Origin of the sequence: Exiguobacterium sp. KRL4, from assembly GCF_001870785.1 — a bacterium.
In the GTDB taxonomy this organism is placed as follows: Bacteria; Bacillota; Bacilli; order Exiguobacteriales; family Exiguobacteriaceae; genus Exiguobacterium_A.
Map to the genome: position 1 here is coordinate 19,002 of NZ_MOLV01000032.1, position 21,817 is coordinate 40,818.

The following is a 21,817-nucleotide window of genomic DNA, read 5'->3' on the forward strand; positions in this document are numbered from 1 at the left end:
GGCGGTCCGGTACACGTTTTAAGCAGTAAGATCTTAGCCTCGCTAAGGTCTTTTTTAGTGGAATGGATATTTTTTGAAACTTTTTAAACTACCGAGTGCTCTAATCAGTAAAAGGAGGGGATGGAATTGGACTTACGAACGGAGCACACGGAGCTTGTCCGGCGTGCTATCAATCAAGACGAGGCAGCATTTGAACAATTGATTCTCCTACATAGTGAACAGCTCTACCGGACGGCCTACGTCTATGTCAAAAACGAACAGGATGCGCTCGACGTCGTCCAGGAAACGGTCTACAAGGCCTTCATTTCAATCGGACAGGTCAAGGAACCCAAATACTTCGTGACCTGGCTGACGAAAATCCTGATTCGGAACTGTTACCGTGTCCTGAACCAACAGACAGCGGTAGCGGATCTCATTGAGATTCCGGTGAAGGAATCTTCGCGGGAAGAACATCTGGACTTGATTGACGCGTTGTCGCACCTGCGAAAAGAATACCGGGATGTTTTGGTGCTCTTTTATTTTCACGATGTCCCGATGAAGGAGATTGCTTCTTTTATCGGTATCACCTTGAATACGGTCAAGACGTATCTCAAACGGGGACGGGAAGAATTGAAGAAACAGTTGGGAGGACTTGATTATGTCGAAGCACGATCTTCAAAATGACTATAACCAGATTCCTGTGCCGCATGCCGTCTTACAGGAGCGAATTCGTCAAGGAATGGAGCAGGGAAAGCGGGAGCAACAAATCAAACGACCGAAACGCCTGCGACGTCTAGTTGTATCGACGGGACTTGCGGCGTCACTGTTAATCACATCGACATTCGTCATCCCGTCCTTTGCGACGGCAATGGCGAAAGTCCCGTTACTCGGTCAGATGTATCGGCCGTTCCTCGAACAGGAAAACACCGGCACCGCGATTAGTCAGAAGCAACTCGCAACCAAAATCGATCAAATCGTAAGTGACAACGGGATCGACATCCAAGTCATTGATGCCTATTACGACGGGGCAACAATCGGCCTGAATCTGACAGCGACCGGCGTTCCGGATGTGAAGCCGGAACGCCGGTCAGGATTATATGAACTGTTCAAAGGGGATAAACGGTTTGCCGGGACGGAGACCATGGAACTGGTTCATTTCAAGCAGGTGAACGGTATTTGGCAAGGACGAATTGAATATATGCTCGGTGAAACCAAACTGCAAGATGCGATCCGGGTTCCGGTCGTGTTGACGGACGTCTTCGGCGTCAATGGAAACTGGACGTTTAACGTCCCGGTCAAGCGGCTTCCGGCCGTCGAACAAGTTTATGGCACAACGGTCAAAAACCCAGCCTATCAAACGGAAGTCACATTGGATAAGTTGATTCAGGGCAAAGGCAGCACATCGTTCGACTACACGACACGTTCACCGAAAAAAGAACGCGCCCGTGTCGAGATGACGTTGCTCGATCCATCCGGCAAGGAAATCATTCACAACTGGACAAAGTCGACTCCGTCCGTCAAACGGACGAAGACCGAAACGGCAGCCATCGAGCAGTCGCGGTTAATCCTCGGTAACTATGTCATCCCAAAAGGGAGTTATCTGTTGCAGCCTTCTTTACGAATTGATTTAGAGACACAACCGATTCCGTTAACCGAGCCGTTGCCGTACCGTCAACAGTCGGAAACGCATCCGCTCGAAATGGCCATCACGTCAATTGAGACAACACCCGAACAAGTCGTGGTTGAATTTTCGACGAATTCCCGCTCGTCCCAATTTGATACGAAGCTTGATATCCGTAACTCCATGTATTTGCTGAAGGGAACAGAACCATCAAACGGTCAGGATATTAAAGCAAAAGTCACGGTTCTTGATGCCGAAAAACAGACATTCCGGTCGACATTCCGCCTGCCGGAACCATCCGAACATCCGCAGGAAGAGTATTATCTCGAAACCGGCTACAGCAATACCGTCATCAATACACCACTGGCCCTGCAACCGATTCCGTTTACGGTCAAGTAACAGGAAAACCGAACCGGACGTCGAACTCCAAATGGATATCGATTTAACAAGGAGTTGGAGATGATGAATTTACGGGCAATGACCGCAGCCGATTATCCGGAAGTTGGTCGGATTTACAAACAGGGAATCGAGACTCAGAATGCGACGTTCCGAACGGAAGTGCCGTCGTTTGACTACTGGGATGCAAATCACCACAGGCACAGCCGGCTGGTGGCGGAAGAAGACGGGAAGGTGCTCGGATGGGTCGCCATCAGTCCGTTTTCGTCGATTCCCGCCTATCAGGGGGTGGCGGAAGTCAGTCTTTATATTGATGAAGGTGCACGTGGTAAAGGAATCGGCACCGCATTGATGCAGGCCGTCATCGAAGCGAGTGAAGCAGCTGGCATCTGGACGTTGCACTCACAAATCTTTCCGGAAAACACGGCAAGTTTGAAGCTTCATCAACGGTTTGGTTTCCGAGAAGTCGGCCGGCGGGAACGGATCGGACAATTGGCCGGCGTCTGGCGGGATACGATTTTACTGGAACGCAGAAGTCAGATTTAGAAGCGGATCATATGAAAAGGGGAGATGGATGTTAGTGTCCGCCTCCCCTTTGTGTCTTGAAAATTAAAGTCATTCACTTGCTGTTAAAACAAGCACAAAAATCTGTTCGTCCTTTTTCACCGGCTTTTAATTTGATGGAAGATACGGTCAATGTGTCACTTGTTGGTGATGTGCAGCCACTCAATAAGAAGGGAGCCATCAGTAAAAAGACGCTGTATGTTTTCATGATCAGATCCTCATCTCTTGGCAATCCCACGATTGAAACCGTGGGATTCTGAAGTGCTTGTGCGAGCGCAGTCCATTTCTGTGGATGAAAAAAGACCTTCTTTTCAAGGATGATTTCAATGGAGAACGGGAAAAGACCGACAGCAGGTATTTTCAGGAGGGATAAAGATGGATGATTTTTTTGGAGAAGGTCTTGAGACCAATGAGCAGAAACGCAAACGAAAACTCGAAGAAGTGTTTGACCAATCGTTTGAGTCAGAACGCCGCGACTTTAACCAGTCACTTGAACAAGAAGTGACTGTTGCTTTAATCGGGGACGTCAATGCGGGCAAATCCTCGACGCTGAATGCGATCCTTGGTCGGGAAGTTGCGACCGTTGGAGCAAAACCGGGGGAGACGACACGTATTGATCAAATCCGGCAACATCCGGAAGATAAGGTCGTCTTCGTCGATACGCCGGGACTGAACGATGCGAACAGCCTAAACTCGGACACGACATGGAAGTTTTACCAAAGCGCGGATGTCATTCTCTACTTCTTGAACGCCGCCGGGACCGTCTTATCGGAAACGGAAACAAAAAACTTCAAGAAGATTTATGCCCACAATAAAAACATCGTCATCGTCGTCACGAAAATCGATGCGACGAACGATCTCGCGACGATTTTGTCGCATATCGAATCGAAGTTACCGGGACCGAAAGTCGTGCCGGTCTCAGCAATGGACGGGACGAACATTGACCGTCTGCGGCGTGAGGTCCTCGACATCTTAAAAAAGTTCAACAAGGATAATCTGTTTGTTCGCGAGATCGATCCGGCGTTGCGGGGGAAAATTGCGAACAACTGGATCGTCGGAGCAGGGACAGCAGCTGGAGCAATTGGAGCGGTACCGTTTCCGGGAGCCGACATCATTCCGTTAACATCGATTCAAATCGGACTGATGCTGAAGCTGTCGAACTTGTATGAGCGGAATCTTTCGAAGGAAAGTGCGAAAGAACTGTTGGTCGTGACGATTGTCGGCAACTCCGGCAAAACGGCATTCCGGCAACTGGCGAAGATGGTCCCGGGATATGGTGCCGTCATCGGTGCAGGGGTTGCCTCGACGGCGACAATCGCGCTCGGATACGGGACGAAATACGCTTATGAGAACAAACTCGAACTGACACCGGAAAGTCTGATGGGCTTCATTAAGAAATTCCGCAAAAAACCGGACGGAGCAAAATAACGGACAGGTCTGACGCTCCCTGCTATGCTAGGACGAAAGCAGGGAGGGGAAGTCATGTCAACGCTGTTAGAAGAAATCCGCGCGTATCAAGAACAGTTTCGTCAAAAGGCGCCGCAGGAAAAACAACGACTGATGGCACAAGCGACAAACGAGTTAGCCGCATCAGACGGTGCCAAAGGATTGAGCGTCGGAGATGAGGCACCCCGCTTCACGTTGCCGAGTGCATCCGGTCAGTCCGTGTCGTTAGAGGAACTGCTGCAAGATGGTCCGGTCATCGTAACGTTTTATCGGGGAGGCTGGTGCCCGTATTGTAATTTGGAGCTCCGGGCCTACCAACGGGAATTAGAAAAAATTGAGGCAAAAGGAGCGACGCTAGTAGCGATCAGTCCGGAAACACCGGATCACTCGCTCTCGACGCAGGAAAAAAACGATCTGGCATTTCAAGTGTTGAGTGATGTCGATAACGTCGTCGCCCGTCAGTTCGACCTTGTGTTCGATATGCCGGACTATTTAATCGACGTGTACAAGGCATCCAATCTTGACGTTTCCGGTCATAACGGCAATGAGGACTGGCAGTTGCCAAAACCGGCAACGTTCATCATTCAGCCGTCCGGTAAAGTTTCATTTGCTGACGTCCCGGCGGATTATACAAAACGGACAGATCCGCTCACAATCATCGAAACGCTATGAACTGAGAACGAAATCCCGCCTTTCATCGAGGCGGGATTTTTTTCTGTGGCGTACCATTCTGTTGTTGATAAATGTATATAAATGGGTATATAAAGGTAACGAATTGAAGAAATGGAGGTGGGCGTTACTCCTTTTTCAATCAAGGAGTTCGCGGTGTCTATGTATAAAATCGAGCCAGTATTCAAAGAACGGATTTGGGGTGGTCGTCGTCTTGAAGAGTTGTTTCATTTCGATTTACCGGCAGGATCAATCGGAGAATGCTGGACGGTTTCGGCACATCCGAGCGGACGAACTCCTTTAGCGGATGGTCCTTATCAAGGACAGACGTTAGATCAATTATGGCAGAATCACCGGACAAGTTTGTTTGGTCCATACGCATTGGATGCTTTTCCTTTACACGTCAAGCTGCTCGATTCCTCGTCATATTTATCCGTTCAAGTCCATCCGAATGATGCGGACGCCAAACGACTGGAAGGGGAACCGTACGGAAAAAATGAATGTTGGTATATCCTCGAGGCGAAGGAAGGGGCGGAAGTCATCGTCGGTCACCATCTGTCCTGTCGCGAAGAACTCGTGACGTGTGCTGAGCGGAAGGAGTGGGATGCCTGTCTTCGTCATCAGTCTGTCCGCAAAGGAGATTTCATCTACATTCCGAGTGGAACGATTCATGCGCTTGGTCCGGGAATCGTGTTGCTCGAAATTCAACAGATGAGTGACCGGACGTATCGACTGTATGATTATGACCGTCTTGATGCGGATGGAAATCGACGTGAACTACACCTCGAAAAAGCAATCGCTGTCACGACGATTCCGGATGAACCGTTGACGATCCGACCGATTCAGGAGACGACGACTTCTGGGACGAAAACGACGTTACTGGAAGTCCCGTTCTTCACGGTCATCCATCATGACATCAAGGGGGCGGACTACTGCTTATCCAACAGTCCGACGTTTCGGCTGCTCACCGTCGTGTCAGGTCATGGGGAATTGCGTTCGGCAAATCATTCTGAACAACGTCTCTTGCAAAAAGGGGATCAGTATTTCATTCCCTGTTCAGCGGGGGAATACCGCATCTCCGGACAACTGGAGTGCGTGACAAGTGAGGTGTTTCCAAGTTAAAGGCACGTATCGCCTTTGCGATACGTGCCGCCGTTAATTCGAACCGAGTGAGATCGGAAGCGGATAGTTGTCTTCCTCCGTCCAGTCGATGGAGTATTTGATTTCGATCATAATCAAGTCACTCAATGTCTTTAATGTATGCGGCACCTCGCGTGGAATGTGGACGACGGAAGTGGGACCAAGCAATTGATGTTCCCCGTCGATGATCGCTTCGGCTTGTCCTTGAAGAATGCTCCACGTCGAGTCTGTCTGAGCATGGTAATGATGACTGATCTGGTGGTTGGCTTGGATATGCAGACGACGTGTCACGGCATACCGTCCGTCTTCAAGTTGTTGTTGATGAAGAATCGTCGCATACCCCCAGCGTTTCCATTCAAATTGCGGGGGCAGTTCTTGATCGACAAGATAATCTTTAAGATGAGGCGTTTCATCTTTTGATGAAACGAGGACACCGTCGGGGCTGACCGAAACAATTAAATCGGTCAAGCCGATTCCGAGGACAGGCACTTGCATTTCATTGACGATATGCGTATTAGTGGAATGGATCAATCGCGCATTGCCATGAATCGAACTCGGCATTTCTTCCGTCAGAGTATTCCAGGTCCCGAGATCTTTCCAGTATCCGTCATACCGGTGGACAAACAGGTTGGTTGTTTTCTCGACGACGGCATAATCAAACGATGTTTTCTCAAGCGAATCATACGACGTTCGTAAGGCCTGATACGTCACAGGCACCTGTTGCTCGTTCAGTCGTTCCGTTAAGAAGTCAAGCCGGCAGGCGAATACCCCGCAATTCCACAACGCTCCTTGATCAATCAACTCGACTGCAGTCTCCAAGGATGGCTTTTCACGGAATTGTTGAACCGTAGACATCGGACTTGTAGATTCAGGAATAATATAGCCGTATTTCGACGTCGGATGAAGCGGTTCGACCCCCATCAAGTGAAGGGCATCGGGATGAGCCTGAACGGCCTCATCGAGCATAGAAAATCGTTCAAAAAAAGAAGCATCGACATAAGGGTCAACGGGCATGATGATGATTGTTTCTGTTGGATCAATCCGTTCTGCCAAGTAACTTGTTGCGAGCATGATGGCAGGAAACGTATCCCGCCGAGACGGTTCGTGGATGACGGACACCTTTGTGCCAAGCTGATGTTCAATTGCATCGAGCTGGGCTTCGGTCGTCGTGATGACGGTTCGATCCGCTAGACCACTTGTTTCTAACTGTTGAAACACCCGCTCCATCATCGATTGTTTTTGTCCGTCGGCATCTTCAAGAATCCGCAGGAATTGTTTGGAGTTTAAATCGTTCGACAGCGGCCAAAGTCGTTTTCCGGATCCACCTGATAATAAGAGAATATACATCATCCAACACCCTTTCTGAACTGGAGGTTTTAAAGATGGCACTGTACTTATTAGTTGATGCGCATGAGCCGACAAGAAAGATTTTGCAACGAAAGTTACTGGAACGAAATCAGGAAGTACTGGAAGCTGAATCGGCAGAAGAGGCTTTATCGGTACTCGAAGTACAAGATGTTGATGTCATCATGACAGAATTGCGGTTGCCACAACTCGACGGTGTCGAACTGCTGAAAAAGGTCACGCAATTGTACCCGTTAACGAAACAGATTGTTCTGACCGACTACATGCAATTGCATACGTTACTCGCTGCCGTCAATTCCGGAAACATCAGTCGTTTGATGACAAAACCATTGAAAATTGATGAAACGATTCTTCGCATCATGGAAAAGGTCGGAGCCGAAGTCGTTGAGACGAAACATCGAAAGAAAAATATTGGCGTCATGTTTAATGGGATTTTGACCAATGCGAATCGTCCGTATTGTTTATTTTTTGAAGACGGGACGATTGTTGGCCGCCGTGCGTTGGAAATTCCGAATCAAGAAGCGCCGGATGATGAAATGAACGGCTTGCACCGTTTTGAGTTTCCGACGCAATTCGGAACCTATATCTTGTACCAATCAATGAATGGAACGGTCATGAAACACGTTTGAAGACAAGCGACTCGACTCCGATGAAGCTGAGGCGGATGTACATGTAAATCACACCAGCAGCAAGAAGCGGATGGCGAACGTATTTTTTGAGATTTGTTTTGTGATACAAGACCGGTCGGAAAAAGTACCAACGCTGTAATGCCTTTGTTAGTCCGCCGTCTTCGTTTTGAAGCGTCGTCGGCATGACGTCAAAATAATAGCGTTTCTTTTGGAGCAGGTCGGTAAGTTCGACCTGTTTTTCATTGTGCCGGACGAAGGTGAAGGTCGCCCGCCGGATTTGTCCCCCTTGCTCCAAATAGCGGATGGTTGGTTGTGTTTCCTCAAAACTGATTTGCGTTGGATCAATTTCACCTGAAGTCACATAGGCGTCGAGCCGCCAAAAACGAGCGGCTTCAATCGAATTGGCATCGAGCTGATCCGTCGGAATATTAAACAAATTCCGTTCGAACACCTTGACCTGACTGAAAAAATTCGAATGGTCGCTGTATGCCTGTTCCGGGATGACAAGTGCTCCGATATCCGGGTGGGCTTCGAGGTACAACAAACAACTTTTCAGCATGTCATCCGAAAGCACCATGTCCGAATCGATGATGTACAGATACTCGACGTGGAGTGCTTTTAGACGATTGATAGCCATTTTTCGCGCAATCCCGCGTTCACCATGAGGTAAAGCGATGACCTCAAAGCGTTCATCGTGTTGTGTTAATCGTCTGATCGTCTGAACCGTTTGGTCGGTCGATCCATCGTCGGCAATGATACAACGAAAAGGTGAAGCTTGGGCTTGGAGCGAACGAATCGTTTCCTCAATAATGGCTTGATTTTGATACGTCGACATTGCGATTCCAATCATACATACTCCTCCTTCACATCAACTAGTGGAAGTTCGTTCTGGAGCCAATTTCGAAAGTGTTGACCTGTGTTATCCCAGTGCAGTGTCTGGGCGAAGCGATGTGCAGCATAACGAATCGTATCGTATTGTTCGGTGTCTTGAATGCAGGAACGCATTTCAGAAGCGAGTGCACCGGGCGACTGGGCAACTGTCATATAACCCGCCATCCCGTACTGGACGGCATCTCGTAAACCGGGGGCGTCATAGACGATCGTCGGTGTACCGACTGCTGCCGCTTCGCTGACCGTCAATCCCCATCCTTCGCGTTTGGAAGGGAAGAGGAGTGCGGTCGCACGACTCATCCGTTCAAGCTTTTCCTCTGCGCTGACAAAGCCGAAGTACGTAATATCTCCCCGGATTTTTTCCGGGACAAGCGGGTCTAGTTGCTGTTGAACATAGCGCGCATCTTTTTTACCGATGACCCAAAACTTCGCTGTCGGGAATTCTTGTTTCAAGATGACGAAGGCTTGAATGGCATCGTCGATTCCTTTATAGGCAGACATCCGTCCGACGTATAAAAAGGTCGGGACCGATTCTTTTGGTTGCCATTCCTCTTCTTTCCACGGAATGAAATCGAGTCCTTCGGGCAGAATCGTAATCTGTGGTTTAGAAAAACCGATGGAGCGTAAGTCATCTGCCGTCGACTGACTGACCGTCAAGGCACGTCCGTGACGGTACAGCTGAAGCCGGGGCGTCTCGGTCTGTTCGCCGAGCCAGGCATACGGGCGCTTGACGTTGATCTGCCAGATTTCACGCGTGAACTGATGAATGAACAAAGCACGCTTAGCGCGTGGGACATACAACGGCGTGAAGAACTGATGCGTGTTGACCTGATCGACGACGAGATCGATCGAAGAGGCGTGTTTGTAATAGTAAGATGCCGCATACGGAATGACGGTTGCGAGCGTACCGTGGCGGACATACGTGATGCCGTCTAAAAATTCGACGTCACGCCCCCCTTCAAAGGCGGGGGATAGATGCGTGATTGTATAGTCATCCGCGACACGGCGAAGCATTTCGTGTGTAAAGACCTCGGCACCACCGGCCTTCGGGTGTTTGATGTCACGCCACGATAAGAATAAGAGACGGGGTTTCATAAAAGCTCCTCCTTTTTCACAATCAATCGCTGTTTTGGCAAAATGAATCTCAGGACAAAGGCACTTCCTAACAAGACGATCGCTTGCCCGGTTAACCAAATTTCAACCGTTTGGCGGACAAACAAGAGGGAGAGGACCAATAAGACGAGAATCCCCCAAAACCATTTCAGATAGCTTGTCCGGTGTAGCGAAAATTGGACAAGTGCCTCGTACTGGATCAGCGTGATGCCGGCGTAGACGAGCACCATGTATTTGACATACTGTCCGGCTAAATCATAGCCGTCTCCGAATAACCAGGGAATGAGATACGGGACAATCGTGACGTAAAAGATGACGGCACAGGCGAGCCCACTCAATAGAAACAGGTACAACTTACGTTCCCAAATGTGAAAGGACTGTTGGTGATTGAAACTGCTGAGACGCGGCAACAACAGTTGGGATAAGGAGAGTGCGACGAACAACAATAATTGACCGAACCGCAACGCAACGGAATAGTCTCCGGCAAATGTCGGGAAAAATCGTGTTACAAGAAGACTGTCTAGTGTAAAGAAAAGGGTCATGACGACTTGGGTGTGAATCAAATGCGTCAGACCGTTCCAACGGGTTGGACCGGTACTCTCTGGGAATGGTGTCTGAAGAAGGCTGACAAGATAAGCCATTAGCATCCCGATCAAAATAAAGGCTAAGGCAAGGGTTACGTTCGTATACTGAAGCAAAAGCCAGGTGGCGATCACTTTCGTTAACGATTCGACATAATAGGAAAGGTTCAGCGCGTAAAAACGTTCTTGTGCTTGAATGACACCACGCCTGAAAGATAATAAGATATGGAAAAAGACTGTAAGCACAACAAGAAGAAGGTTTATTCTGGTAAAAGGTAGAAGGATAGGTAAGACATACAGTAAGATAAGTAAAATGACTCCGACGACAGCAAGCAACCGGTTTCGTAAAACACGATAATGATTCGTTAAATGTTGACTGAGGTCGCGTGTGACCGTCCACTGCAAGGCGCTTCCGATGATAAGGAGCAGACCAAGTAAAGCGAGATAACCGTTTAAAAATCCATAGTCGACACTCGATAATTGACGGGCTAACAACAAGTGATAGGCATAGTTGACGATGTTCAATAAAATGTCGAGAATTGGAAAAATTAAAATCACTGCATGACGGTTTAGAAAACCAGTCATCAGAACACCTCCCATCAATCGGTTTGAATGATACGGAAAGGATGAATCAGCATGAACCAAGGTCACATCGCTATTTTCACGGATCATGGACGACAAATTTCCTACGAAACTCTGATTCCTTATTATCCAATACTCTTTTACACACAACCGGGTAAATGTCCTGCCTCTTTCGAACAAATCGCTATTACAGAAGTTCAGAGTGCGGAAGAAGAACATGATATCAAGCTGTATATCGTCGACTATCAGATGGGTGCAGACGAGTTGAAAATCTTGAATCAAATCCGTAGTATCCGCTCACGGGCAAAAATTTTGCTGATCAAGGATGTCGTACGGATGAAAGGCGATTTCCCGTATGAAGCGGTAAAAGGGGATGGGGTTCTCCGTACCTTTTCCTATCGAGCGAGCTATCCGAATGAATTGTTTGCTGAAATCCAACATATCATCCATCCTGAATATCCCATTTTAAAAGATACTATAGCCTTTATATTACCAATATTTAACGAAGAGAAACGTTTTATGTATGTAAAACAATTTTTAGAAGCATTAGCGGAACTAATCAGTGAAGATTACATTCATGCTTCGATCAACTTTTTTGATGATGCGTCTTCCGATCAATCGAAAGCGTTGTTGCAGGATTATCGTTCCATCGTCATGGACGCGACGGATACATTGTTCACGGTCGGGTATCTCGAAGTCCACCAGGTGGAACGGAATACCCGGAAAGCCGGGTTGTTCATCGAAGGGATGAAAAACATCTCGAGTGATTATTATGTATTTGTCGATGCCGATAACTCGTTTAAGACGGAAGACATCGCCCGTTTACTGACGATTGCCCAAAATGATTATTATGATATCGTCATTGGGACAAAAGATTTGACGATTGAAGACCGTGGACTTGTCCGGCGTCTGCTCAGTTTCGCCAAACGAAATCTGACACGGACCTTTTTACCGAAAGGGGTCACCGATTCGCAGACCGGTCTAAAAATCATCAATCGTCGTGTCGTCCCGCGGATCCTGCCGTATTTAAACGTCGAGAGTGGACTGGCGATTGATCTTGAATTGATGTATGCCGCGAAAAAAGAACGGTTGCGTGTGTTCCAACAGCCCGTGACCTGTATCGAGCGGGAAGGATCACACGTCAATCTGGTCAAGGACTCGATTGCTTTTTTAAAGACGATGGTTGCCTTGTATCAACGGCATCGTTAAATACCCTGTACCGACCCGTTGCATATCGAGTCGGTACAGGGTATTTGTCATGTCTTGGATTTTTTAGGCCGACGAATCGTTGAGGACAGTTTCTCGCGGAACCGCTGACGAACCGCTCCGAACCGTTGACCTGTCATCCACCAGATCAGCAGCCCGCTCAAGGGGAACGCGAGCAGCAGGACGGTCAGTCCGACATAATAGACGGGACGTAAGACGACAGTGACATCGGCGGTTGCTTGAGTGGACCGGTACAACTGACTGACGCCGTTCAGCGCGATGTTACCCCGCATCGGCGCGACACCGTCACGCAACTCAAAGAGCGGTGTCGGCGAATCGTTGACCGTAAAACGACCAAGGGGCTCCTGACTCGTAATATGTCGATTCATCAACGACGGGGTGACACCAAGTTTCTCGGCTGGTGTTTGAGCGAACAGCGGTTTTCCGGTCTGCTCCGCCATCACAAACTGATCGACGAGGATCAGTTGATCGTAAGGGAGAAACTCCAGATTTTTAAGCTGTAAGCTGCCCGCCTTTTTCTCATTACCGCGTGTCCAGATGTGGAGTTGCATCCGCACCGCCTTTTTCGGAGGAATGATCATCTGTTCGTAATGATTCCAGCGGCTCTTTTTGTCTTCCTCGACTTCATTGATGAAATCGGTCTCGATGACACGGTCTTTTTCATCCAGATAAAAGACTTTCAAGTGACGTTGCCGCACGTTTTTACTGACCGCATCAAACTGCAACAAGTATTCATGGTTCGGACGTGCCTTGATTTTTTGAGAGGCGAAGATATACCAGTCACACGAACAAGTCGCCTCGTACTCCATTCGATACGTATCGTCTTTTTCGCTCCCGCTAAACATGTCGTCCGTGATCGAGACACATGTCGCACAATTGGCGGCCGCTTCCGGTTCCGTAAGCGGCTTGTCAGTCACGATTTCACGCGGATCAAATTGATGCAGATCGTCCATCGTCACGAGTGATGGAACGGCACTCGCATACACCAGTTCAATCTCATAACGGCCGCCCGTCAACGGGATGTCTTCCAGCGTAATCTGATGAAGTGCCGAGTAGACATCCGGCAAGGATTCGAGCTGATACGGAAAATCCCGGTGCAACGGATCAAAGGATACCGTCTGTCGACCGATTTCTTGTTTTCGGATGTCTGCGGTCTTGAAATCCTGCGCCGTCAAGACACGCCGGTAGACGATCTCTTTTCCATCACGCAGTAAGACGGTCAACCGGCCTTTTGTGTTCGTCGGTCGTGTCGCCTTCAGTTGGATGTCGTAAGTGCCGTCTTCACGTACATCAATCATTCGACGCAACGCACCGCTTTGAGCAGCCACACCTTTTCCGAAACTGAAGCCGGGATAGTTGCGTTCGGATTGAAGGTGTCCCTCATAATCAAAGGCGGTTTCTGCTTCGAGCACCATCAACGTTTTGGTGATGGCGAGCTTCTCGTCCAGTCGTTCCTGAACTTTCGTCCACTCCTCTTTCGGAATCAAGACGATATTTTGGACGGCATTAAAGCCGGACGTGTTCGTGATGCGGAGTGTCGAACTGGTGTTTTCTGCGACGAGGTTTCCGAGAGGCACCCAAACGAGTTTTGCACCTGCCGCTTGTTTCGTCTTGACGGAGAATGTTTGGTCGTTAAATTCAAAGTCAAGCTGGCCGCCGTTTTGGTTCAGTAAGACACGTGCGTAACCGGCATAACGGCCGCGGGTAGTCTCTTTTGTCATCTCAATCGTGTTCGGTACCATGTAGTCCTCGAAACTGAAAATCTTGATGTCGTGGACCCACCAATACGTTTTTCGCTCCGGACGCTGAAAACTCAACAAATCAATCCGCATCGTCTTGGCGTCTTTCGGGGTGACATATTCGCCTTGCAGATGGATCGCGTCAAGGTCACCGGAGTCGCGCGGGGCGACGACATACGTCTGATTCAGCTCACGCTCCTGTGCATCATAAAACCGGACTTTGACGTGCAACCGGTCGACACCGCGACCGGACGCCGTGATGTTAAACCGGTACGCATTGTTCGGTAAGGCGTCGAGCTTGCCGGATTTCGCGACTTGCCAAATGTATTTCGGATCGCCTTCTGCGACTTCTGCCTGCAGGACGGGTAAGTTATTCTCCTTCGACAGTGGATTCGGCGATAAGTCGACGATGTCCGGATTATCCGCTTTGAAAAACGTCTCGTCCTCAAGCATCGAGTTGAACGACGCGACTTGTTTCGTCTTCAACTGATCGAGTTTATAGACGGGGGCATCTATCTTTGCCGAGGCGAAAGACAAGCCGATTCCATCCCCGAAGTCGAGATCGAATGATAGATTTGCGATGCCTTGTGTCCGTAAATACCAGCGCCAGTCACTGTTTGCCAAAAACGTTTTGCCCCAGTTCAGGAACGAGTTGGCGGAGTCGATCGCGTCAAACGGTTTCCAGTAATACTGTTCCGGAACTTGGCTCAGCAAGACATCGTTTTCTTCTGCCATTTCGATGATGTCGTCTTTCTTTAACCAGGATAAGCCGTCCTGATGAGCTTGGGTCGCATACAAAATGGATTGGGGACCAAGTTTATAATCATCCGAAGTCGAGAAAGTGACTGACCGTTCGAGACCGTATGGGGTCAGAATCAACTGTGGAACAGTCCGACTGTCAAGTGGCTCGATTAAATCGAATAACGTAAACAGCCCCACTTGTTTCGTCGCCAATAGATCACGTTGGGTGGCGAGAATTTTTTTGTTGAAGGCTTGCCGTTCCTTCATGCCCGTATATTCCGTCCGGTAGGCGAACTGTTGCAGACCAAACGCCTGTGCAATTTGCCCGGCTTGATCGGAGCGGCCCGTATCGAGCAAATATTGCATGAACGTCATCATGTAGCGGACCGTCTGGGTGGTACCTTCGTGGTGAAAGACGGTGTTTGCCTGCGAACCGTAGACTTGGACGTCGCCGGTCGCTTTGGTTTCGCCGTCCGGATGCGGATTTTTATTCCAGGTCGGTGTCGCGACCCCCGTACTCGGTTGTGTCATTTCATCTGCAATCGGAAACTGAAGCCATTTCCCGTCAATCAGTTCTTGAACGACGGTATATTCTTTCGGCATCTTCACCGGATGATAAAAACCTTCCATGTAGACGGCGCGATACGGCCAGAAAAACAACCCGAGGGCGATGACCGTCGTTCCAATCGCAAGCAGGCGGTAAACCGGAAGCGGCAACGTTTTGGAAGGGCGGTTGAACACGGTCGCGAGGCTTGAAGCGAGCAACAAACTATAGCTGACCATCAGCAATCCGACTAACTTGTTGGGGTCACGAAACATGGCGCCGATCAGCGGCGTCTTCGTGACGAACAAGACAAAGAGGTCGGCGACCTGCTCGTGAGTCCCTGTCGCAAAAACAATCAACGGGATGCTGAGACCGGTGAAGAATAACAGGATCGGTTGACGGTAAGAGACGAACGCACCAAGCGAAATCAACAACAGAATAACGCCGCCGCCTAACCAGAAACTGAGCGGTAACGTCGTCAGATCGAACATCGGCCACCAGTAGCTCGTTAAATAAAACACATTCGTCCACGAAGAATGACGGCTGAACAACATCAACGTATCAGAGACATTGATGTTGTGTTGCGAAGCTTGCGATCCGGTCAAGATGGAACCGACATACATGAAAAACCAGTATGAATTAAACAACAGGAACACAAGAGAAAAGGCCATCGTGGAGCGGACATAAAAACCGATTAACGGTTTAATGATCTGCTCTTTCCGACGTGTCCAAAAGGTCTTCGCAAAAATCAGGGCGACCATGATGCCCATGTAGATCAAGGAGAAGAAAAAGTAATGGATGCCGGCCGCCATGAAAGCAAAGACGACGGATAGTCCGGTAATGTCGATCCATGTCCGGCGCGACAGCCGGTCGGATAATGAAAAGTTCGGATTGAATTGTTCACGGAACTTGGGATCAAATATATTAAAAAACAACAACAAGGCGAGTGGGAAGACGGAGTAGCCACATAAGAGATAAATGTGCTGGATCCGCGTGATGACCCATGGATTCAAGGCATAAAACAAAGCGGCGATGCCAAAAGCGACGAGTGATAAAAAAGAAAAGTGAGGTGAGACGTAGACCGAATGCAACCGTTTTGTTAAAGCGAACATCGAAACAGCGGACACGATCAACAATCCAAAAATAAACGACTTGATCAAAATCGGACCGGACGCACCAAACAGTAAACTGAGCAGATAAAAGGGAAAGATGTAAATCAGACGGGCGACATTCAACAAGGTCGTCGTACTCCAGCGGTTGTTCCAAGCGCCAAAAATTTCCTCGAGATAACGATTGGACGAGAGACCAAATGACATATCACTGAAGACGACCATTCCCGGTTTCAGCAGGGGGGCGCCGTACAAAACAATCAAAACGAGAACGCCGGTTAACACGAGAGCATCTTTGTGATAGGTTCGACCAAATCTGCGGGCAGCATCGAGTAGTGATTGTAGTGAGGTCTGCATCAAAGAACTCCTCTCTCAAAAAAAGGTCAATTCTCTTACTATTCGGGATGTACTGGGATGATTCCTAGAACGGCTCCACTTAATTTTAATAAAAATGCAAGCAGGCTCCTCCGTCTGAAGGAGGAGCCTGCATCGTTTAGGTTACCGATCGATATGATTGGTCAATTCATCAACCAATTGTTCCAACGAACTTGTCATCTGACCGAGTGATTGGGTCATCGTTTCAAATTCGTGTTGGACGGTCGTTTGCTGTTCGAGTGAGACGGCAGTCGACTCAATGCCGTACCGGACTTCAAGCGAAGCGGCTCGGGTCGTCTCCATCCGTTGTTCGATATCGAGCATCTGGACACCGACTCCTTGACGCGCTGTTTGAATCGAGTTGATGCTTTGTTCGACCTCCTGTACCAGTTGTGTGATGTCAGAAAATGTCTGCCGGACACGCTTGGTCATCTGTCGGTTTTCCGACAGTGTCGTCGTATAACTGGCTGCCGTTTCCTTGATTTGATCGGTATCCGCAATCAATGCCTGTAAAACTTCCGTCACTTCATTGGCATAACTGCGCGACTGGACGGCAAGGTGACCAACTTCCGTTGCGACGACGGCAAAGCCACGTCCGGCATCACCGGCACGTGCCGCTTCGATGGCTGCATTTAACGCTAGCAAGTTCGTCTGACCGGCAATCGCTTCCAGATTCGCCAGGATTTTTTGGATTTTATCGGACCGACCGGCCATGGCGGTGACGGAAGTATGCAGACCATTCGTCGATTCGACCATCGCTTCGACCCGGCGATCCATCAGATGCATTTCTTCATTTCCGGTCAAAGCGGTTTTCGTCATATTTTCCGTCGTTGTGGCCGTCCGTGCCATTTTCGCCTGAATCGTTGCGATGGCCGCATTGACCTGATGCAATTGATCTGTTCCTTGTTGCATCGATTGGTGTTGTCCGTCGGCAGAGTCAACAATCGGCGCAATCGCAGTCGCAATTTGATTGGTCGCTTCGACCGATTGGACAGCGGCTTGTTGTAAATGCCTCGTATTGGTTTTTAAACTACCGACCAGGGATTCAATCTGCTGACTGACATTCGTGATCAGTTTCGTCGCATCCGCTTCGCGGCGTGATGCCGCCTGACGTTCCTTATTCTGAACAGCGATTTGAATGATGAGCGCAGCACTCGTCAAAATCAGGAAGACAGCATGAATCATCAGGATACTGAACGGATAACCGGCTGTACCGCAAATCAACGCCGGTACAAAAAAGAATCCGGCAAAATGTTGAACGGCGAACAGAACGGTACTGACAAGAATCAAATCAATCCGACGGAAGTAGGCAATCAAGGCCAACACCATAAAAATTGAGAAATGGTATTCGACGAGTCCGTTTCCGCCGGCGACAATCGACATACTGGAGAAAGTTAACGTCACCGTCAACAAAAGCGGTACGTTTTTACTGCGCGGGCGCATTCGGTACAAGACTGTAGCAGCAAGCAAACAAATGACCGGTAACAAAGCAATCCAAGTCAGAGCGATTGGTGAGGCGGCACTGACGTTTCCACGAATGATTTGATAGCCGTCAGCAAAAGTGGTGAATCGGTGTAAAACATGAACGATGAGTGACAAGATGACAACAAATGAACTAATCCCAAGCATAAGCTGATTCCGGCGTTTCATAAAATAAAATTCCTCCAATTTTTAGTTGCAGCTGAAATAAAGCACGAATGCACACGCTGAATGTATCTCACTATCGGTTGGCCATTTCAGATTGTTTAGCTTCAAGATGTTTAAAATAAAATTAAATCTTAAAATAGGAAATCAAGGATAAACAAACACGATGTGGGGTATAGAAATGCATTGAGACTTGTAGGAGGAACGCGTATGAAATGGAAGGGTAGAGAAAGAAGTTCAAACGTCGAAGATCGACGGGGGATGGGTGGAAAAGGAGTCGCTGGGATTGGTGGTGGCCTTGGAATCATTATTCTAATCGTTGTTACTTTGATGGGAGGCAATCCGGCTGATCTGTTAGGGGGACTAACAGAATCGGATAACGGCAGCCAGACAGAGTACCAAGAAACGGCGAAAGAAAAAGAAGCGGCTGATTTTGTCTCTGTTGTCTTAGCCGACACGGAAGAAGTCTGGACAAAGGAATTCAAACAAGACGGGATGACCTATAAAGAACCGACGCTCGTCCTCTATACGGATCAGGTCAGTTCAGCGTGTGGACAAGCCGGGAAGTCTGTCGGGCCTTTTTATTGTCCAGGTGATCAGAAATTATACATTGATTTAAGTTTTTATGACGAGTTGCAAACGAAATACGGCGCACCGGGTGATTTTGCGATGGCGTATGTCATCGCCCATGAAGTCGGTCACCATGTCCAGACTTTGCTCGGAAAGTCGGACGAAATCATGCCGCTCCGTCAAAAGATGAGCGAAGAAAAGTTTAATAAGTATCTCGTTCGCTTTGAACTGCAGGCGGATTATTATGCCGGTGTCTGGGCGCATCACGCGCAAGGACAAAATCTGCTGGAAGAAGGCGATCTGGAAGAGGCACTTGGTGCCGCGAATGCCGTCGGCGACGATACGTTACAGGAGAAAGGACAAGGCTATGTCGTGCCGGAAAGCTTTACGCACGGGACGTCTGCGCAGCGGGAACGTTGGTTCCAAAAAGGATTTGACAACGGAACGATTGAAGGCGGCGACACCTTCAAAGCGAAGAACTTATAAGCATGATCAACAGGCACCACTTCATAACGAAGTGATGCCTGTTTTAGATTAATCGTTGTATTGGTTGAACATCGCTGTATCGTCCGGGACATTAGCGAGGTAGACGATTTTCCCGTCTGCATCCAGACGGGCGATATCGGTTCCGTCTTGCGTGAAGACCGATCCGTCCGCACGCTTGCCGCAAACGGCCCAGCGTGTTTCAAGCGTATCGCCTGTTTCTGAAGGCAGCCATCCCGCATACATGTGCTTGATATCCTGATTGGCCGTAAAGACCATCCGAACAAACTGTTTCCAGGCGTCAATCCCGTGTTGTTCCTGTCCGTTGAGGACGAACGTGATATCGTCTGAGAACAGGGAAACAAGATCGGTGAAGGCTTGTTCGTCGGTCCGGGAAGCGTCAAATAGGTCAAAATAGCGGTCGAGTGTAGTAGTGTTCATCATAATAATCTCCTTTTAGTTGCGAATCATTTTTTCTTCGATTAAGCTTTGCAGTTTTGTCAGATGGTCGGGCGGACAATTTAAATAAATTTCACGGCGGATCGAATCGATCGTTTCGCGTTTGAGCGTCGATTGCCACGACTGTTCGGCTTCTGTCATCAAGTCGGACAATAAGCAGATGTTTTGGTTTTGGATACCCATCAAGTCTTCAAAGACTCCGCTTGACGCATACAAAGATTGTTTGCCTTCAATCGCTTCGTAGACATCAAAAACACTAATTTGTTCCGGCGAAGCTTTCAGGCGGAACCCGCCTTTGGCTCCGGGAACAGACATCAGCAGATCTGCATGAACGAGCTTCCGGAGCAGTTTTTGAAAATAGGTCGGGGAAGCGCCGAGTTGCTGACTGATGAATTCGCCCGGCAGGACCCCTTTATCCGGTAAAAACGTCAATAACAGCATGGCATAGATGGATTGCTCAACACCGGTTTTCATTTGCATGAGATATTCTCCTTTTTGTATAACGTGGATAACTATTGTCCACGTTATAACATGAGACATTACCTAGGCAACTTTTCTGCTCAGGGCAGGAAAATATTTTAAAATAAAAACGGGAGAATATAGCAGTATGATGGTAAAATTTATTAAACGGGAAAATGTTACATATTTTAGGTTTTATTTTAACAAGATGAGGAGCCTTTTATTTGAAACGATTCTTAACTTTTTTAGGGACCGGAAATTATTTAGACACACCATATATAAAAGGTAAATTTTCATATCGTTCTCCGTATGTTCAAGTGGCAACACTTGCTTATCTAAAAGAACGGGGGCAAGAAATGGATGAAGTCGTTGTTTTTGTTACGGAATCGTCTTTAGAAAAACACGGTCAACAAATGATGAGCCAGCTAAAAAGTATATTTACTGGTGAAATTAAATTTGTACACTACACAGAAACGGTAACGGAAGACGGATTATGGAATCTATTTGATTTGATCAATCAACAGTTACGTCCGGATGATTCGTATTGGTTTGATATTACTCATGGGTACCGATCAGTTCCGTTAATCAGTTTGCTAAGTTCGCAATTCGCAACGTTTTTAAATGGATCAAGTATCGAAGGGATATATTATGGCCAATATGATGTAAAGCAACAAACCGGAGAGTTAGTGGATTTATCGATGCTGCTGCAATTAGGCGCATGGACAAGTGCGATTCAGTCGTTTAAGTCGACAGGAAATCCTGCTGAATTGATTAACCTGGAAAAAAAGGAACGGCGGGCAGCGATTCAACATCTGACACCTGAACAGCGTACTATCTTAAAAGCTTTTCAAATCGGTTCGGAAATCCAAAAGGTTACACAAGCCATTGAAATGTGCCGGGCGCATCAGTTACCTGAAAAAATCGTACGTCTGAAAGAAATGATGAATGCGTATACATTACCGGAAACGACGATATTTCGACCGTATCGTTACTTGTTCGAATCGCTGAAATCTACATTTTCTGACATTTTTGATGCGGTAACGCGTGTTGATGTCGTTGAATCGGTCATTCGTTGGTGTTTGCGTTATGGTCTGTATCAGCAGGCTTACACGTTTCTTGTCGAAAGTCTTTATACAGAGACGTGTTATCTCTATCAGCTGGATCCGTTGAATAAAGAAGCACGAAACGCTGTAAAAAATGTATTTACGAAATACGGTGGTAAACACAAGGAATACCGTATGGAGCCGTTCTATGAGATTGTTCAACGAGATCTCGAAAAATGTCTGTTACCCAAACAAAAGATGCTGGAGACAACATTTAATGATTTGACGAAAAAGCGAAATAACTTTCTGCATGCTGATATGAATGGCGACAAGATAAAAGAAACAACTTTAATCGAGTCATTAAATACATTGACACCCGATATCATCGCTTTGCAACGTTATTTAGGAACTGTCATTTCAAAACAGTCCAAGGACTAAGGACGAACAG

At 48.0% G+C, this 21,817-nt stretch carries 19 protein-coding genes; 11 read left to right on the forward strand and 8 right to left on the reverse strand.

Features of this window, described 5'->3' with window-relative positions:
* Positions 1–120 precede the first annotated feature (120 nt).
* The 7 genes from BLD48_RS14540 (at position 121) to BLD48_RS14570 (ending at position 5,797) form a co-directional block, all read left to right on the forward strand.
* A complete protein-coding gene (locus BLD48_RS14540; protein WP_071500850.1) occupies positions 121–663 on the forward strand; it encodes a sigma-70 family RNA polymerase sigma factor in 543 nt (180 codons plus the stop codon).
* Positions 638–1,999, forward strand: a complete 1,362-nt coding sequence (locus BLD48_RS14545; protein WP_071500851.1) for a DUF4179 domain-containing protein — start codon at positions 638–640, stop codon at positions 1,997–1,999. The genes BLD48_RS14540 and BLD48_RS14545 overlap by 26 nt, the downstream gene beginning before the upstream one ends.
* A 63-nt stretch (positions 2,000–2,062) precedes the next feature.
* Complete coding sequence (locus BLD48_RS14550; protein WP_071500852.1) at positions 2,063–2,542, forward strand: GNAT family N-acetyltransferase; 480 nt, start codon at positions 2,063–2,065, stop codon at positions 2,540–2,542.
* Between the two features lie 56 nt (positions 2,543–2,598).
* Positions 2,599–2,820, forward strand: a complete 222-nt coding sequence (locus BLD48_RS16340; RefSeq protein ID WP_071500853.1) for a hypothetical protein — start codon at positions 2,599–2,601, stop codon at positions 2,818–2,820.
* A 115-nt stretch (positions 2,821–2,935) separates the two neighbouring features.
* Positions 2,936–3,988 (forward strand): YcjF family protein, encoded by a 1,053-nt coding sequence (locus BLD48_RS14560; RefSeq protein WP_071500854.1) that lies wholly within the window; start codon positions 2,936–2,938, stop codon positions 3,986–3,988.
* A gap of 54 nt (positions 3,989–4,042) precedes the next feature.
* Complete coding sequence (locus BLD48_RS14565) at positions 4,043–4,678, forward strand: peroxiredoxin-like family protein (protein ID WP_071500855.1); 636 nt, start codon at positions 4,043–4,045, stop codon at positions 4,676–4,678.
* 159 nt (positions 4,679–4,837) lie between these two features.
* Positions 4,838–5,797: a type I phosphomannose isomerase catalytic subunit gene (locus tag BLD48_RS14570; RefSeq protein ID WP_026830542.1), complete on the forward strand. Its 960-nt coding sequence runs from the start codon at positions 4,838–4,840 to the stop codon at positions 5,795–5,797.
* 33 nt (positions 5,798–5,830) lie between these two features.
* On the opposite strand, the gene BLD48_RS14575 is transcribed toward BLD48_RS14570, so the two are convergent.
* A complete protein-coding gene (locus BLD48_RS14575) occupies positions 5,831–7,162 on the reverse strand; it encodes a sugar phosphate nucleotidyltransferase (RefSeq protein WP_071500856.1) in 1,332 nt (443 codons plus the stop codon).
* A gap of 35 nt (positions 7,163–7,197) precedes the next feature.
* On the opposite strand from BLD48_RS14575, the gene BLD48_RS14580 reads away from it, so the two are divergent.
* A complete protein-coding gene (locus BLD48_RS14580) occupies positions 7,198–7,809 on the forward strand; it encodes a response regulator (protein WP_026830544.1) in 612 nt (203 codons plus the stop codon).
* Here the strand turns inward: BLD48_RS14580 and BLD48_RS14585 are convergent.
* Genes BLD48_RS14585 through BLD48_RS14595 form a run of 3 tightly spaced genes read right to left on the reverse strand, consistent with a single transcriptional unit; the run spans position 7,793 to position 10,979 of the window.
* Positions 7,793–8,659, reverse strand: a complete 867-nt coding sequence (locus BLD48_RS14585; protein WP_071500857.1) for a glycosyltransferase family 2 protein — start codon at positions 8,657–8,659, stop codon at positions 7,793–7,795. The two genes, BLD48_RS14580 and BLD48_RS14585, sit on opposite strands and share 17 nt — an antisense overlap.
* Positions 8,656–9,795 (reverse strand): glycosyltransferase family 4 protein, encoded by a 1,140-nt coding sequence (locus tag BLD48_RS14590; protein ID WP_071500858.1) that lies wholly within the window; start codon positions 9,793–9,795, stop codon positions 8,656–8,658. The genes BLD48_RS14585 and BLD48_RS14590 overlap by 4 nt, the downstream gene beginning before the upstream one ends.
* Positions 9,792–10,979, reverse strand: a complete 1,188-nt coding sequence (locus BLD48_RS14595) for an MATE family efflux transporter (protein WP_026830547.1) — start codon at positions 10,977–10,979, stop codon at positions 9,792–9,794. Before BLD48_RS14595 ends, BLD48_RS14590 begins: the two co-directional genes overlap by 4 nt.
* A gap of 51 nt (positions 10,980–11,030) precedes the next feature.
* Here BLD48_RS14595 and BLD48_RS14600 point away from each other — a divergent pair, with 51 nt between their 5' ends.
* Positions 11,031–12,185: a glycosyltransferase gene (locus BLD48_RS14600; RefSeq protein ID WP_034774130.1), complete on the forward strand. Its 1,155-nt coding sequence runs from the start codon at positions 11,031–11,033 to the stop codon at positions 12,183–12,185.
* 47 nt (positions 12,186–12,232) lie between these two features.
* Here the strand turns inward: BLD48_RS14600 and BLD48_RS14605 are convergent, their stop codons facing one another.
* Together BLD48_RS14605 and BLD48_RS14610 are read right to left on the reverse strand one after the other, a co-directional pair.
* Positions 12,233–16,693: a hypothetical protein gene (locus tag BLD48_RS14605; RefSeq protein WP_071500859.1), complete on the reverse strand. Its 4,461-nt coding sequence runs from the start codon at positions 16,691–16,693 to the stop codon at positions 12,233–12,235.
* A gap of 141 nt (positions 16,694–16,834) precedes the next feature.
* Complete coding sequence (locus BLD48_RS14610) at positions 16,835–18,361, reverse strand: methyl-accepting chemotaxis protein (protein ID WP_071500860.1); 1,527 nt, start codon at positions 18,359–18,361, stop codon at positions 16,835–16,837.
* A gap of 204 nt (positions 18,362–18,565) precedes the next feature.
* On the opposite strand from BLD48_RS14610, the gene ypfJ reads away from it, so the two are divergent.
* Complete coding sequence (gene ypfJ / locus BLD48_RS14615; protein WP_071500861.1) at positions 18,566–19,411, forward strand: KPN_02809 family neutral zinc metallopeptidase; 846 nt, start codon at positions 18,566–18,568, stop codon at positions 19,409–19,411.
* 48 nt (positions 19,412–19,459) lie between these two features.
* Here ypfJ and BLD48_RS14620 read toward each other — a convergent pair whose 3' ends face one another.
* On the reverse strand, positions 19,460–19,849 hold the full coding sequence (locus tag BLD48_RS14620) for a nuclear transport factor 2 family protein (protein WP_071500862.1): 390 nt from the start codon (positions 19,847–19,849) through the stop codon (positions 19,460–19,462).
* Between the two features lie 15 nt (positions 19,850–19,864).
* The gene (locus BLD48_RS14625) at positions 19,865–20,347 is read right to left on the reverse strand and encodes an RrF2 family transcriptional regulator (protein ID WP_071500863.1); all 483 of its coding nucleotides are present in this window, start codon (positions 20,345–20,347) and stop codon (positions 19,865–19,867) included.
* 296 nt (positions 20,348–20,643) lie between these two features.
* Here BLD48_RS14625 and csx2 point away from each other — a divergent pair, with 296 nt between their 5' ends.
* Positions 20,644–21,807, forward strand: a complete 1,164-nt coding sequence (csx2, locus tag BLD48_RS14630) for a TIGR02221 family CRISPR-associated protein (protein WP_483297293.1) — start codon at positions 20,644–20,646, stop codon at positions 21,805–21,807.
* Positions 21,808–21,817 lie beyond the last annotated feature (10 nt).